Below are 14,007 nucleotides of genomic sequence, written 5' to 3'. Positions count from 1 at the left end.
TTCAGGCCTCCCCCCGCCGGCCTTCAGGCCTCCCCCCGCCGGTCAGAACAGGGCGGGAAGCACGACGCTCTCCGCCGCGGCGAAGGTGACGCCGACCCGCGCGTCCTCGTCCGGAGTGCTGTTCAGCGCGCACTCAGCGTCCAGGACCGGCCCCTGTTCGGGGTGCAGCTTCACCGCGACGTGGTTGCCGCGGAAGGTGCGCGCGCCCACGGTGCAGCGCAGACCGTCCCGCGGGCCGCCGATCACGACCCCGGCCGGACGCACCAGCAGATCGCACGCCCCCTGCGGCGATCCCGCCGGTACCGGCACCTTCCCCCACTCCGTGTCCGCCACCTCACCGGTGACCGTCGCCTCCACCACATTGTCGAAGCCGAGGAAGCGGGCCACGAAGGCGGAGGCGGGGCGCTGCCAGACCTCCAGCGGCGTGCCCACCTGGGCGATGCGTCCGTCGCGCATCACGACGACCCGGTCGGCGAGCGCGAAGGCCTCACCCTGGTCGTGGGTGACGGCGAGCACCGTCGTACCCAGCCGGCCGAAGAGCGTGCGCAGTTCGACGACGAGGCGTTCGCGCAGACTGCGGTCCAGCTGCCCGAGCGGCTCGTCCAGCATCAGCAGCTTGGGCCGGGGGGCCAGCGCCCGGGCGAGGGCGACGCGTTGCTGTTCGCCGCCCGAGAGCGCGGCCACGGCCCGCCGTTCGGCGCCGGGCAGGCCCACCAGGTCGAGGAGTTCAGCGACCCGGCGGTCCTGCTCGCCCCGCTTCACGCCGTGCATCCGCAGCCCGAAGGCGACGTTGGCACCGACGTCACGGTGCGGGAAAAGCTGGTGGTCCTGGAACATCAGGCCGAGCCCGCGCCGGTGCACCGGCACGCCGTCCTGGTCCGCGCCGTCGAGCAGGACCCGTCCGCCGTCGGCGTCCTGGAGTCCGGCGACGAGCCGCAGCAGGGTCGACTTCCCGCTGCCGCTCGGCCCCAGGACGCACACGATCTCGTGCTCGGCGACCTCCAGGTCCACCCGGTCCAGCGCGGCCCGGTCGCCGAAGCGCACGGTGGCCGATTCCAGTGTCAGCATCTCTAGAACTCCCCGGATCGGTCCGTGCGGATACGTTCGAGCAGCAGCAGCGACACAGCGCACACGAGCATCAGGATCGTGCTCAGGGCCATCGCCTGGCCGTAGTTGAGCTCCCCGGACCGGCCCAGCAGCCTCGCGACGGCCACCGGAAGCGTGGGGTTGTCGGGCCGCGCGATGAACACGGTGGCCCCGAACTCGCCCAGCGACACGGCGAACGCGAATCCGGCGGCGACCAGCAGCGCCCGGCGCACCAGCGGCAGGTCCACCTCGCGCCAGGCCCGCAAGGGCGAGGCGCCGAGCACCGCGGCCGCCTCGCGCAGCCGCCCGTCCACCGCTCTGAGGACCGGCAGCATCGTGCGTACGACGAAGGGCACCCCGACCAGGGCCTGGGCGAGCGGCACCAGAATCCAGGAAGTACGCAGATCCAGCGGGGGTTTGTCGAGGGTGATCAGGAAGCCGAAGCCGACCGTGACGGCGGAGACGCCGAGCGGCAGCATCAGCAGCGCGTCGAAGCCCCGGACGAGCCGGCCCGCCTTCCGGGTCAGAGCCGCGGCCGCCAGTCCCCCGACGACCAGCGCGATGAGGGTGGCGACCAGGGCGTACCGCAGTGAGTTCCCGATCGCCTCGATGGGGGCGACCAGGAACGTACCGCTGTTGGCCTCCGCCGAGGCCAGCGCGCGGTAGTAGGCGAGAGAGTGACCGCCGGACACGTCGAGCGACCGCTCCACCAGGACGGCGAGCGGCAGCAGGATCAGCACCAGCACTGTCAGCAGCACCCCGGCGAGCAGCGTCCACTGCCCCGCCCCGCGCGGCCTGCGGGCCGTCTGCGCCGGGTCGACCAGCTTCAGCGCCCTCTCCCTGCGCCGCACGGTCCACGCGTGCACGGCGAGTACGGCGCCGACCGCGACGAACTGCACCAGGGTCAGCACGGCGGCGGTCGGCAGGTCGAGGAGCTGTGCGGTCTGCCGGTAGATCTCCACCTCCAGCGTGGAGAAGCCGGGGCCGCCGAGGATCTGTACGACGCCGAAGGAGGTGAAGGTGAAAAGGAAGACCATCAGCGCGGCGGCCGCCACCGCGGGCCCGAGGGCGGGGAGGGTCACGCGGCGCCAGGCGGCGAGGCGTCCGGCGCCGAGCACCCGCGCGGCCTCCTCCTGCCGGGGGTCGAGCTGGGACCAGAGTCCGCCGACCGTGCGCACGACGACGGCGTAGTTGAAGAACACATGGGCCAGCAGGATCGCCCACACCGTGGTGTCGAGGCGGACGCCCCAGAGTTCGTCAAGGAAGCCGCCGCGGCCGAGCAGCGCGAGGAACGCCGTACCGACGACAACGGTCGGCAGGACGAACGGCACGGTGACGATCGCCCGCAGCAGTTGCTTGCCCGGGAAGTCGAACCGGGCGAAGACGTACGCACCGGGCAGCGCGATCAGCAGGGTCAGCGCGGTCGAGGCGAGCGCCTGCCAGAGGGTGAACCAGAGCACGCCCCCGATGTCCGGCCGGCTCAGCACCTCGCCGAACCGCCCGAACTGCCAGACCCCGTCCGCCTTGAGCCCGCGTCCCACGATCGCGACGACGGGATAGGCGAAGAACAACGCGAAGAACGCCACGGGCACGGCCATCAGACCGAGCCGTACCGCGCCCCCGCGCAGCGACCGGGCGCGCGCGGCCTTCCCGCGCGCGCCCGGTCCGCGTACGGGAGTCTTCGCTACTTCACTACGAGCGAGGACCATGACTGGACCCACTGCTCACGGTTCTTGGCGATCTCGTCCGGGGCGACGGTCGTCGGCCTGTCGACCGTGGCACCGAACTTCGTGAAGAGCTCCGGAACTTTCGCGCCCTTGGTGACCGGGCTGACGAACATGTTGAGCGGCATGTCCTCCTGGAACTTCTTGCCGATCAGGAAGTCCAGCAGGGCCTTGCCGCCCGCCGGGTTCTTCGCCCCGTCGAGCAGACCGGCGAACTCGATCTGCCGGAAGCACGTCCCGGTGGCGACGCCGGTCGGGGCGGTCTTCGGCTGCGGATCGGCGTACAGCACCTCGACGGGCGGGCTGGAGGCGTAGCTGACGACGAGGGGCCGGTCGGCCTTGGCCTTCTTGCCGCCCGCGGAGCCGGAGAACTCCTCGTTGTAGGCCTGCTCCCAGCCGTCGACGACCTTGACGCCGTTGCTCTTCAGCTTCTTCCAGTAATCCTGGTAGCCGTCCTCGCCATAGGTGGCGACGGTGCCGAGGAGGAAGCCGAGGCCGGGCGAGGAGGTCGCCGCGTTCTCGGTGACGAGCAGGTTCTTGTACGCGGGCTTCGCCAGGTCGTCGAAGGACTTCGGCGGCGCGAGCTTCTTGTCGGCGAAGTACTTCTTGTCGTAGTTGACGCAGATGTCGCCGGTGTCGACGGGCGTGACCCGGTGCTTGTCCGCGTCCAGCTGGACGTCGGCCGCGACCTGGCCGATCCCCTTGGCCTCGTACGGCGTGAACAGGCCGTTGTCGAGGGCGCGCGAGAGCAGGGTGTTGTCGACGCCGAAGAACACATCACCGCGGGGCGAGCCCTTGGTCAGGATCTCCTGGTTGAGGGCAGCGCCCGCGTCACCGCTCTTCAGCACCTTGACGGTGTAGCCGGTCTGCCGGGTGAACTCCTTCAGTACGTCCTTGGAGGCGTTGAAGGAGTCGTGGCTGACGAGGGTGACGGTCTTGGAGCCCGTGCCCTTGGTGCCGCCGCTGCCGGAGGCCGGGTCGTCGGAACTTCCGCAGCCGGCCAGCGCGGTCGCGCCGAGCGCGGCGGCGACGGCCGTCACGGCGATCTTCTTGGTGGTGCTCATGTGATTCCTCCTGGGATGACCAGGAAGAGACGCGGCCCTGCCCGCCCCGGTGGAAACCGGAAGCGGGCAGGGCGCAACAGCTTGAGTAAGGTCCGAACTTCCTACCCGGAATGACCCGGGCGAGGTTCAGAGGGTCTGCGGCCAACCTGTCCTTGGTGCCGCACTCTCAGCGCTGTGGCGCTCCCCTGTCGGAATATGAAGTTGATTTCGAGCCCAGGCTACACGCCCGGTTCCGGCCTCAGCGTTCGGAGGCCGCCAGCTGTCCACAGGCCCCGTCGATCTCCTGGCCGCGGGTGTCCCGGACGGTCACCGGCACCCCGTGGGCGGCGATCGCCTCGACGAACGCCTTCTCGTCCTCGGGCCGCGAGGCGGTCCACTTCGAGCCGGGCGTCGGGTTCAGCGGGATCAGGTTGACGTGGACCCGCTTGCCCTTGAGCAGCCGGCCGAGCCGGTCGCCCCGCCACGCCTGGTCGTTGATGTCGCGGATCAGCGCGTACTCGATGGAGATGCGGCGGCCGGACTTCTCCGCGTACTCCCACGCGGCGTCCAGGACCTCGCGCACCTTCCACCGGGTGTTCACCGGCACGAGCGTGTCGCGCAGTTCGTCGTCCGGGGCGTGCAGCGACACGGCGAGACGGCACTTGAAGCCCTCGTCGGCGAAGCGGAGCATCGCGGGGACGAGGCCGACGGTGGAGACCGTGATGCCTCGCTGCGAGAGGCCGAGGCCGTCGGGCTCGGGGTCGGTCAGGCGGCGGATGGCGCCCACGACGCGGTTGTAGTTGGCGAGCGGTTCGCCCATGCCCATGAAGACGATGTTGGAGAGCCGGGCGGGGCCGCCGGGGACCTCGCCGTCACGCAGGGCGCGCATGCCGTCGACGATCTGGTGGACGATCTCGGCGGTGGACAGGTTGCGGTCGAGACCGGCCTGCCCGGTGGCGCAGAACGGGCAGTTCATGCCGCAGCCGGCCTGCGAGGAGATGCACATCGTGACGCGCTCGGGGTAGCGCATCAGGACGGACTCGACCAGCGTCCCGTCGTGCAGCTTCCACAGCGTCTTGCGGGTGGTGTCGTCGTCGCAGCTGATGTGGCGGAGCACGGACATCAGATCGGGGAACATCGCCTCGGCGAGCTTGTCCCTCGACGCGGCGGGGATGTTGGTCCACTCCGCCGGGTCGTGCGCGTACCGCGTGAAGTAGTGCTGCGAGAGCTGCTGGGCGCGGAAGGGCTTCTCGCCGATCGCGGCGACGGCTTCCTTGCGCTCGGCGGGCGTGAGGTCGGCGAGGTGCCGCGGCGGCTTCTTGGCTCCGCGGGGCGCGACAAACTGGAGTTCTCCGGGCTTAGGCATGGTTCTTCCAGTGTCGCAGACAGAACAGCGAGGGCCCGCCGCCCTGTGGACAACGAACCCTCGCCAGCAAAACCGCAGGTCACCAGGGGTGACCCCACCGCTTCTCAGCCGGAGCCGACGAAAATCACCATCAGCAGCCAGACCACCGGTGCGGTCGGCAGCAGGGAATCCAGCCGGTCCATGATCCCGCCGTGGCCGGGCAGCAGCGTGCCCATGTCCTTGATCCCGAGGTCGCGCTTGATCATGGACTCGCCCAGGTCGCCCAGGGTCGCGCTGGCGGCGACCGCGAGGCCGAGCAGCAGGCCCTGCCACCACGAGCCGTCGTCGATCAGGAACTGCATGCACAGCGCACCGGCCACCATCGCGAAGGCCACGGCTCCGAACAGGCCCTCGCGGGTCTTTCCGGGGCTGATGCGGGGTGCGAGCTTGTGCTTGCCGAACCGCCAGCCGACGGCGTACGCACCCGTGTCGCTGACCACCGTCAGCAGCAGGAAGGTCAGGACCCGCTGCGGTCCGTCGTCGGCGGTGAGGAGCATGGCGACGAAGGTCGCCAGGAACGGCACGTAGAACGCGGCGAAGACCCCGGCCGTGACGTCCTTCAGGTACCCCTCGGGCGGCTCGGTCATCCGCCAGACGAGCACCGCCAGGGCGGTCAGCGCCATGGCGATCCACGCGCCCTCGGCTCCTCGCGCGTAACCGGCCACGACCATGGCCGCGCCACCGATCGCGAGCGGCACGAGGGGCGCCTTGATGTCCTTGCGCTCCTGAAGCCGGGAGGTGAGCTCCCACAGGCCCACGACGACGGCGACCACGATCACGCCGACGAAGACGGCCTTGACGATGAAGAGCGAGGCGACGACGACGGCACCGAGCCCGACGCCGACCCCTATGGCGGAACCCAGATCACGGCCCGCACGCTTCTTCTGCGGGGGTGGCGGCGCGGTGGACATGGGCTCCTGCGGCTTCTCGTCGCGGAACGGGGGGCCGCCGCTCAGGCGTCCGGCTCCCCGGTCCCGGTCATCGTCAGTGTCTCTACCTGCGTCGGGAACGTCCGGCACGATGGGCATGGGCCGAGTCTGCTGGGCGCCATGCACATCGTATGCAGGACCCGCCGGAGCGGCCCGCATCTCGGGCGCAGCCCTGTGGCCGGCGCCCTGCGGGACGCCCCGGGAAAGGTCGTTCATCAGACTTCGAGCAGCTCGGCTTCCTTGTGCTTCAGCAGCTCGTCCACCTGCGCGACGTACTTCGCGGTGGTGTCGTCGAGCTCCTTCTCGGCGCGACGCACCTCGTCCTCGCCGGACTCCTTGTCCTTGACCAGCTTGTCGAGCGTCTCCTTGGCCTTGCGGCGGACGGCCCGGATCGAGATCTTGGAGTCCTCGGCCTTGGTCTTCGCGACCTTGATGTAGTCGCGACGGCGCTCTTCGGTGAGGTCCGGGAAGGTCACCCGGATGATATTGCCGTCGTTGCTCGGGTTGACGCCGAGGTCCGAGTCACGGATGGCCTGCTCGATGTTGCGCAGCGCGGTCTTGTCGAACGGCGTCACGACGGCCATACGGGGCTCGGGCACCGAGAACGAGGCCAGCTGGTTGATCGGGGTCAGCGCGCCGTAGTAGTCGGCGACGATCTTGTTGAACATCGCCGGGTGCGCACGGCCGGTGCGGATCGCGGCGAAGTCCTCTTTCGCGACCACGACGGCCTTCTCCATCTTCTCCTCGGCCTCGAGGAGGGTTTCTTCGATCACCACGTGCTCCTGCGTGTCTTGAGTGGGCCCGGCGTGCTCGGGCCCGGCGGGTCCTGCGTCGCGTCCTCACCTGCACGGTGTCCGACCGGCAGGCCGTTGTCCATCCTTCGTGGCCGTGCAGCGGGCCCCCGGGAACGCCCCGGGTCTCCTCGGCTCGGCCCCCCGGTTCTCAGGCCCGGGTGCTCCGGTCACTCACGAGCGAGCCGATCTTCTCACCCTTGACCGCGCGGGCGATATTGCCCTCGGCGGTCAGCTCGAAGACGAGGATCGGCAGCTGGTTGTCACGGCAGAGCGTGATGGCGGTGGCGTCGGCGACCTTGAGATCGCGGGCGAGCACCTCGCTGTACTCCAGCGCGTCGAACTTCACCGCGCCGGGGTTGGTCTTCGGGTCGGAGTCGTAAACCCCGTCCACGCCGTTCTTCCCCATCAGCAGCGCCTCGGCGTCGATCTCCAGGGCGCGCTGTGCCGCGGTGGTGTCGGTGGAGAAGTACGGCATGCCCATGCCGGCGCCGAAGATGACGACGCGCCCCTTCTCCAGGTGCCGTACGGCGCGCAGCGGAATGTACGGCTCCGCGACCTGGCCCATGGTGATGGCCGTCTGGACGCGCGAGTCGATGCCCTCCTTCTCCAGGAAGTCCTGAAGAGCGAGGCAGTTCATGACGGTGCCGAGCATGCCCATGTAGTCGGACCGCGCCCGGTCCATGCCGCGCTGCTGGAGCTCGGCACCGCGGAAGAAGTTGCCGCCGCCGATGACGACCGCGATTTCCGCGCCGTCGCGGACGACTGCCGCGATCTCGCGGGCGATGGTGTGCACGACGTCGGGGTCGACGCCGAGACCCCCGCCGCCGGCGAACGCCTCTCCGGACAGCTTCAGCATGAAGCGTCCGCGCACCTTGCCGTCGTCGCGCCTGTGGTCACCTGTTGCGGCGTCCGCGCCCTTGTTCATGGAGATTCTCCTCGTGCACATACGAAGAAGGCCATTGCCGGTGGGTCCGATGTCCCTCAGCGGCAATGGCCTCCTCGTCAGATCTGCGGTCGTACGGCGGTGTGCGGCCGTCGACTGCACCAGACCCTATCGGGGTCCACCGTTTTTCGCGGACGGACTCAGATGCCGACCTTGATGCGCGTGAAGCGCTTCAGGGTGACACCGGCCTCGTCCAGGACCTTCTGGACGGACTTCTTGTTGTCCAGCGCGTACGGCTGGCCGAGGAGGGTGGCCTCCTTGAAGAAGCCGTTGACGCGACCCTCGACGATCTTCGGGAGCGCGGCCTCGGGCTTGCCCTCGGCGCGCGTGGTCTCCTCGGCGACACGACGCTCGGCCTCGACGACCTCGGCCGGGACGTCCTCGCGGGACAGGTACTTCGGCGCGAAGGCGGCGATGTGCTGGGCAATGCCCTTCGCCAGATCGGCGTCGGCCTTGTCCAGCTCGACCAGAACACCGATCTGCGGGGGCAGGTCGGGCATGGTGCGGTGCATGTAGACCGAGACGTAGGCGCCGTCGAACTGCGCGAAGCGGTCCAGGACGATCTTCTCGCCGAGGTTGGCGTTGGCCTCGTCCACGTACGCCTGGACGGTCTTGCCGGGCTCGATCTCGGAGGCGAGAAGCGCCTCGATGTCGGCCGGGGAGGTGGCGGCGACGTGCGCGGCGAGCGTGTTGGCGACGGCCTGGAACTTGTCACCCTTGGCGACGAAGTCGGTCTCGCACTTCAGCTCGAGCAGGACGCCGGACGTCTTGTCGTCGGAGACGACGGAGACGACGGCGCCGTTCTCGGCAGAACGGCCCTCGCGCTTGGCGACGCCCTTCTGGCCCTTGATACGGAGGGCCTCGACGGCTCCGTCGACGTTGCCGTCGGCCTCGTCGAGCGCCTTCTTGCAGTCCATCATGCCGGCGCCGGTGAGCTCACGGAGCTTCTTGACGTCAGCGGCGGTGTAGTTCGCCATGAGTCTGTATGTCTCTCTCGAAGTCTGAAAGATCTACGGGTGAACGGCGGGGGCGGTGCCTGTGGCACCGGCCCCCGCCGTCTTCAGCCGTGACGGGTGTCAGGCCTGCTCAGCGTCCGCGTCCGCGGCCGGAGCCTCGGCGACGGGGGCCTCAGCCGCGGGGGCCTCGGCAGCAGCCTCGGCGGCGGGGGCCTCGGTGGCCTCCGCGTCCGCGACCTTCTCGGTCTCGGCGGAGGTCTGGACCTCGGCGTCGGCCTTCTTGTCGCCCTCGAGCAGGTCGCGCTCCCACTCGGCGAGCGGCTCGCCGGCAGCCTTCTCGCCCGGCTTCGAGTCGCCGGTCGCAGCGCCGGAGCGGGCGATGAGGCCCTCGGCGACGGCGTCGGCGATCACGCGGGTGAGCAGGGTGACGGAGCGGATCGCGTCGTCGTTGCCCGGAATCTTGTAGTCGACCTCGTCGGGGTCGCAGTTGGTGTCCAGGATCGCGACGACCGGGATGTGGAGCTTGCGCGCCTCACCGACGGCAATGTGCTCCTTCTTGGTGTCAACGATCCAGACGGCGCTCGGCACCTTCTGCATCTCGCGGATACCACCGAGGGTCTTCTCCAGCTTGGCCTTCTCGCGGGAGAGAACCAGGAGCTCCTTCTTGGTGAGGCCGGAGGCGGCCACGTCCTCGAAGTCGATGAGCTCGAGCTCCTTCAGACGCTGAAGGCGCTTGTAGACGGTGGAGAAGTTGGTGAGCATGCCACCGAGCCAACGCTGGTTGACGTACGGCATGCCGACGCGCGTCGCCTGCTCGGCGATGGCCTCCTGGGCCTGCTTCTTCGTACCCACGAACATGATGGAGCCGCCGTGGGCGACGGTCTCCTTGACGAACTCGTAGGCGCGGTCGATGTACGACAGCGACTGGAGCAGGTCGATGATGTAGATGCCGTTGCGCTCCGTGAAGATGAAGCGCTTCATCTTCGGGTTCCAACGACGGGTCTGGTGACCGAAGTGGACGCCGCTTTCCAGCAGCTCCCGCATCGTGACGACGGCCATGGCCGTACTCCTTGAGTGCTCGGTTATCGCGACCGCAGGTTTGCGCTCGCGCCTGACGCCCCGACGCGCCGTGCCACGAAGGACCGAGGAGCGCGGCCACCCCCGAAGAGGGAGGTGGCGGGGCGTGCGAAGTCGACCCGGTGACCCGGATCGCCAGAGAAAGTGTACGGGACCGGCCGGGTGCCGGGTGACGGCGCTGTCCACAACCGGCCGGTAGTCCACAGATCCGGTCCATGATCCCCGCTGAGCGGGGACCGGGGGGACGCTGACGGCATGCGATTCACATCTGAACGGGGCTGCCGTTTCCGGTTCCGCAGAGGCGGCCGTGCCGGGCGCCGCGGTGCGGTGGCCGGCGGGACGGGGCTGCGGGCCCGTCGGGCGGTGGTGGCCGCCTCGGGGCTGCTGATCACGGCACTGTTGCCGCTCGTGACTCTGCTCGCGGTGGGGGGCGGCGGGCTGTACGCCCTGGCGGCGGAACGGCCGCCCCCAGGTGTGGCGGGGGCGGCCGCGGCTGATCCGGCCGGGGGCCGGGTCTGGCCGCTGGAGGGGCGGCCGCCGGTCCTGCGAGGGTGGGAGCCGCCCGCCACCGAGTACGGGCGGGGGCACCGCGGGGTTGACCTCGGCGCCGCTCCGGGCGCGCGGGTTCTCGCGGCCGCGGCGGGCCGGGTGTCCTTCGCGGGCGGCGTGGCGGGGCGCGGAGTGGTCGTGATCGAGCTTGCGGGGACGGGCGATCCGCCGTTGCGGACCACCTACGAGCCGGTGCGCCCGCTGGTCGAGAAGGGCGACGAGGTCGCGGCGGGCCAAGTGGTGGCGGTGCTGTCGCCCGGGCCGTCCCACTGCGCCCCGGGCTGTCTGCACTGGGGCCTGCGGCGCGCGGAGGCGTATCTGGACCCGCTGTCGTTGCTGCCGCCGTCCCTCTTGCGGCGCGGACCTTCCCGGCTGCTGCCGGTGTCGGGCGTCCCCGTACCCGGCCCCTCGTAGGCAGGGGCCACACCGCGCGAGGGTGTCAGCCCTGGTCGCCGCCTAGACCCCGGACGCCGTTCAGGATCATGGCGACGGCGGTGTCCGCGATCACGTCGGGCTCCTCGGCGACGCTCAGCTCGATCCGCCGGACCGCCGCGTCCACGGAGCCCTGGAGCAGCATGGCCGCCAGCCGTGGCTGCTCGTGCCCGAGGTCTCCGAGCGCCTCCACGATCATGGCGATCAGACCGCCGTGCGCCGCCCGGATCTTCTCGCGCGCGCCCGCGTCCAGCTCGCTGGCGGAGATCGCGACGACGGCCCGGTGACGACGGTCCCCCACGAGAGCGAGCTGCCGCCGGACGTACGCCTCGATCTTCCGTTCGGGCGTCTTCGCCCGCTCCATGGCGCCCTCGACCTCGGCCGCCCACACGGGGAAGTCGACGGCGCAGAGTTCCTCGACGACGGCGGCGCGGGAACGGAAGTACTCGTAGACGGAGGACCGTGCGAGACCCGTGCGTTCGGCGAGGGCGGGGAAGGTCAGAGCCTCCGTGCCTCCCTCGGACAGCAGGGAGCGCGCTGCGTCCAGGAGGGCGCCGCGCTGCATGGTCCGGTGCTCGGCCACGGAGGCCGCTCGAATCCTGGGCACACGACCACTCTACGGCGGCCGGTGTTCGTGAGGAGGGCGGGCGGGCCCGACCGTTGGCCGAAGCGCCCGCTGCCGGTGGCCGCCCGTCGCGGGGCAGGCGTGGCGGTCCGGGCGGCTCAGCGTCCGGCGTCGGCCAGCTTCGCACGCAGTTGCAGCACCGACTTGGTGTGGATCTGGCTGACGCGGCTCTCGGTGACCCCGAGGACGTTGCCGATCTCGGCGAGGGTGAGCCCCTCGTAGTAGTAGAGCGTGACGACCGTCTTCTCACGGTCCGGGAGGGTGTTGATCGCGCGGGCGAGAAGTCTTCGGAGCTCACGGTCCTCGGCCACCTCCACCGGGTTGTCGGCGGCGGTGTCCTCCAGTGTGTCCATCAGGCTCAGCCGGTCGCCGCCCTCGCCGCCCACATGGAGCAGCTCCTCCAGCGCCACCACGTTGGCGAGCGACAACTGGCTGAAAACCGCGTGCAGTTCCTCCAGCGCGATGCCCATCTCGGCGGCGACCTCCGCCTCCGAGGGCGTACGCCGCAGCTGCGCCTCCAAGGTGGCGTAGGCGCGCTCCACCGCCCGCGCCTTCTGGCGCACGGAGCGCGGAATCCAGTCCAGCGCCCGCAGTTCGTCGATCATCGCGCCGCGGATGCGGGTGATCGCGTACGTCTCGAACTTGATCGCGCGCTCGATGTCGAACTTCTCGATCGCGTCGATCAGCCCGAAGACCCCCGAGGAGACGAAGTCGGCCTGCTCGACGTTGGACGGCAGACCCACGCTGACCCGGCCGGCGACGTACTTCACCAGGGGCGAGTAGTGCAGGATCAGCTGTTCCCGCAGCCGCCCGTCGCCCGTGGTCTTGTACGAGCGCCACAGCTCGTCGAGCGAGGAGGGCGCGGGCGGGCGCACAGTGCCACGCGCAGCCGGTGGCGCTGCCGCGCGGTCAGACCCGGAGGTGTGCTGGGGCATGTGGTGCCTTGAGCCGTTCTGCCGTGAAGTGCTGGGGGACTTGTGTCTGGGCCGGAATCCTTGTGAGCGTAGCGTGACTGAAGTGTCGCGGTCCGCGCAGGATAAGGGATCGAGGCTGAGCGCTTCCCGGCGCACGGACCTGGAGCGGGACATGGCGGCGGATACGACCGCGCAGTTGGGCGAGGGCACGACGGGTGCCCGGGGCCGCCGCGTCGCGCGCCGGCCCCGGAGGCGTCGCCGAAGGATCCACCGGGGTCATCGGCATCACCTTTTCACCCGTATGCCCCAGGTCAAGAACCGCCTCGCCGCGCGTCGCCATTGCATGTCGGCCGCTTCGTCAACCTCCATCCGTCGCCTTCGCGTTCGACGAACCCCAGTGAGTGCAGTTCGTACAGCTTGCCGAGTGCCTCGTCCGCACTCGTCGCCGCCGCACGCGCTACCTCCCGTCCGTCGACGGAGCCGTGGGCGGGGAGGGCGTCAAGCACTGCGGCGCAGACCGGATCCAGCTGATCGCGGGGCAGCATCGGACCGCGTCTGGGCGGCGCCAGATCCCCGATGTCGCCCACCATCTCAGCGACTTCGGCGGCATCCGTCACCAGCACCCCTTCGCCTCTCAGGAGTTCGTGGACACCCGCCGACAGACCGCTGGTGGCGGGACCCGGAACACCCATGGTGTGGCGGCCGAGCCGTTGCGCGCACCGGGCGGTGACCAGTGAGCCGCTGCGGTACTCGGCCTCGACGACGACGGTCCCCCGCGTCAACGCGGCGATCACCCGGTTCCGGAGGATGAATCTGCTGCGGGTGGGGTGGTCGGCCGGTGGCAGTTCACCGAGGACGAGCCCCTGTCCCACGATGCGCCCGATCAGTTCGGCATGGCCCCGGGGATAGGCGACGTCCACCCCGCACGCCAGGACCGCCATCGTCGCGCCGCCGGCGGCCAGGGCTCCCCGGTGAGCCGCTCCGTCGACCCCGAAGGCAGCCCCCGAGACGACCACCCACCCCCGCTCCGCGAGGCCCGCGCCGAGCGTCGTCGCCATGTGCGCCCCGTACGGTGTGCAGGCCCGGGCCCCGACCACGGCGACCGAGCGCAGCGCCCAGAGCCGCAGATCGGGCTTGCCCCGTACCCAGAGCCCCGTCGGCCTGGCGTCACCCAGGTCGTCGAGCTGGCTCGGCCACTCCCGGTCCCCGGGACAGACGAATCGCCCGCCTGCCTCGGCCACCGCCGCAAGGTCCCGCTCGGGCTCGACGGTCCGGGCCCGCAGCCGGTAGCCGGCCAGCCGCCTCGCGGTCATCCCGCTCAACCGTTCGGCCGAACCGTCCGCCGTGGTGATCCGCCGCATCAGTTCCGAGGCACCGCACTCCCGCAGCCAGCGCCCGCCGCGCATGTCCCCCGGCTCCATGACCCGGGTCAGCGCCGCCCGGGCCAGCCGTTCCCGGTCGCGCGCGCCGCCGTCGTCGGCGCCCGGGCGGCCGGGCATCCGCCGGTCGTCGGCCACCGGCCCTTGCGGC

13 protein-coding genes are annotated in these 14,007 nt (G+C 70.5%); 1 reads left to right on the top strand and 12 read right to left on the bottom strand.

The window, feature by feature from the left end; translation table 11 throughout:
- Window positions 1–42 precede the first annotated feature (42 nt).
- From ABTX18_RS10970 to rpsB, 9 genes are all read right to left on the bottom strand, one after another.
- Entirely contained in the window at window positions 43–1,068 is a 1,026-nt protein-coding gene (locus ABTX18_RS10970) for an ABC transporter ATP-binding protein (RefSeq protein WP_352122388.1), read from the bottom strand.
- Window positions 1,069–1,070: 2 nt separating this feature from the next.
- Complete coding sequence (locus ABTX18_RS10965; RefSeq protein ID WP_352122494.1) at window positions 1,071–2,684, bottom strand: ABC transporter permease; 1,614 nt, start codon at window positions 2,682–2,684, stop codon at window positions 1,071–1,073.
- Between the two features lie 86 nt (window positions 2,685–2,770).
- A complete protein-coding gene (locus ABTX18_RS10960; RefSeq protein ID WP_352122387.1) occupies window positions 2,771–3,874 on the bottom strand; it encodes a thiamine ABC transporter substrate-binding protein in 1,104 nt (367 codons plus the stop codon).
- A gap of 238 nt (window positions 3,875–4,112) precedes the next feature.
- A complete protein-coding gene (rlmN, locus tag ABTX18_RS10955) occupies window positions 4,113–5,219 on the bottom strand; it encodes a dual-specificity RNA methyltransferase RlmN (protein ID WP_352122386.1) in 1,107 nt (368 codons plus the stop codon).
- A gap of 104 nt (window positions 5,220–5,323) precedes the next feature.
- The gene (locus ABTX18_RS10950) at window positions 5,324–6,403 is read right to left on the bottom strand and encodes a phosphatidate cytidylyltransferase (protein WP_352122385.1); all 1,080 of its coding nucleotides are present in this window, start codon (window positions 6,401–6,403) and stop codon (window positions 5,324–5,326) included.
- Window positions 6,403–6,960, bottom strand: coding sequence for a ribosome recycling factor (frr, locus tag ABTX18_RS10945; protein ID WP_037690170.1), 558 nt, complete (start codon window positions 6,958–6,960; stop codon window positions 6,403–6,405). Before frr ends, ABTX18_RS10950 begins: the two co-directional genes overlap by 1 nt.
- Window positions 6,961–7,129: 169 nt before the next feature.
- Entirely contained in the window at window positions 7,130–7,906 is a 777-nt protein-coding gene (pyrH, locus tag ABTX18_RS10940; RefSeq protein WP_352122384.1) for a UMP kinase, read from the bottom strand.
- A 158-nt stretch (window positions 7,907–8,064) separates the two neighbouring features.
- Window positions 8,065–8,901, bottom strand: coding sequence for a translation elongation factor Ts (tsf, locus tag ABTX18_RS10935; RefSeq protein WP_352122383.1), 837 nt, complete (start codon window positions 8,899–8,901; stop codon window positions 8,065–8,067).
- A gap of 99 nt (window positions 8,902–9,000) precedes the next feature.
- Window positions 9,001–9,939 (bottom strand): 30S ribosomal protein S2, encoded by a 939-nt coding sequence (gene rpsB / locus ABTX18_RS10930; protein WP_352122382.1) that lies wholly within the window; start codon window positions 9,937–9,939, stop codon window positions 9,001–9,003.
- 273 nt (window positions 9,940–10,212) lie between these two features.
- Between rpsB and ABTX18_RS10925 the strand changes: the two genes are divergently transcribed.
- Window positions 10,213–10,920 (top strand): peptidoglycan DD-metalloendopeptidase family protein, encoded by a 708-nt coding sequence (locus tag ABTX18_RS10925; protein WP_352122381.1) that lies wholly within the window; start codon window positions 10,213–10,215, stop codon window positions 10,918–10,920.
- A gap of 25 nt (window positions 10,921–10,945) precedes the next feature.
- Here the strand turns inward: ABTX18_RS10925 and ABTX18_RS10920 are convergent, their stop codons facing one another.
- The 3 genes from ABTX18_RS10920 to dprA all read right to left on the bottom strand — a co-directional run bounded on the left by ABTX18_RS10920 (window position 10,946) and on the right by dprA (window position 13,976).
- Window positions 10,946–11,521, bottom strand: a complete 576-nt coding sequence (locus tag ABTX18_RS10920; RefSeq protein WP_352122493.1) for a TetR/AcrR family transcriptional regulator — start codon at window positions 11,519–11,521, stop codon at window positions 10,946–10,948.
- 140 nt (window positions 11,522–11,661) lie between these two features.
- Window positions 11,662–12,498 carry an RNA polymerase sigma factor WhiG gene (whiG, locus tag ABTX18_RS10915; RefSeq protein ID WP_136329597.1) on the bottom strand — a complete coding sequence of 279 codons (837 nt, stop codon included), beginning with the start codon at window positions 12,496–12,498 and terminating at the stop codon, window positions 11,662–11,664.
- A gap of 290 nt (window positions 12,499–12,788) precedes the next feature.
- Window positions 12,789–13,976 carry a DNA-processing protein DprA gene (gene dprA, locus ABTX18_RS10910; protein ID WP_352122492.1) on the bottom strand — a complete coding sequence of 396 codons (1,188 nt, stop codon included), beginning with the start codon at window positions 13,974–13,976 and terminating at the stop codon, window positions 12,789–12,791.
- Between the last annotated feature and the right edge of the window lie 31 nt (window positions 13,977–14,007).

Source organism: Streptomyces sp. NPDC096323 (assembly GCF_040302845.1).
Classification (GTDB): Bacteria; Actinomycetota; Actinomycetes; order Streptomycetales; family Streptomycetaceae; genus Streptomyces.
This window is presented reverse-complemented; position numbering and strand designations above follow the sequence as displayed.

What these genes read in the sequence shown, in the direction of transcription:
- ABTX18_RS10965 (WP_352122494.1), bottom strand. Translation starts at nt 2,684, where the DNA reads ATGGCCGTGCCCGTGGCGTTCTTCGCGTTGTTCTTCGCCTATCCCGTC.
- ABTX18_RS10970 (WP_352122388.1), bottom strand. Translation starts at nt 1,068, where the DNA reads ATGCTGACACTGGAATCGGCCACCGTGCGCTTCGGCGACCGGGCCGCG.
- dprA (WP_352122492.1), bottom strand. Translation starts at nt 13,976, where the DNA reads ATGCCCGGCCGCCCGGGCGCCGACGACGGCGGCGCGCGCGACCGGGAA.
- ABTX18_RS10960 (WP_352122387.1), bottom strand. Translation starts at nt 3,874, where the DNA reads ATGAGCACCACCAAGAAGATCGCCGTGACGGCCGTCGCCGCCGCGCTC.
- whiG (WP_136329597.1), bottom strand. Translation starts at nt 12,498, where the DNA reads ATGCCCCAGCACACCTCCGGGTCTGACCGCGCGGCAGCGCCACCGGCT.
- ABTX18_RS10925 (WP_352122381.1), top strand. Translation starts at nt 10,213, where the DNA reads ATGCGATTCACATCTGAACGGGGCTGCCGTTTCCGGTTCCGCAGAGGC.
- ABTX18_RS10950 (WP_352122385.1), bottom strand. Translation starts at nt 6,403, where the DNA reads ATGAACGACCTTTCCCGGGGCGTCCCGCAGGGCGCCGGCCACAGGGCT.
- pyrH (WP_352122384.1), bottom strand. Translation starts at nt 7,906, where the DNA reads ATGAACAAGGGCGCGGACGCCGCAACAGGTGACCACAGGCGCGACGAC.
- rpsB (WP_352122382.1), bottom strand. Translation starts at nt 9,939, where the DNA reads ATGGCCGTCGTCACGATGCGGGAGCTGCTGGAAAGCGGCGTCCACTTC.
- rlmN (WP_352122386.1), bottom strand. Translation starts at nt 5,219, where the DNA reads ATGCCTAAGCCCGGAGAACTCCAGTTTGTCGCGCCCCGCGGAGCCAAG.
- tsf (WP_352122383.1), bottom strand. Translation starts at nt 8,901, where the DNA reads ATGGCGAACTACACCGCCGCTGACGTCAAGAAGCTCCGTGAGCTCACC.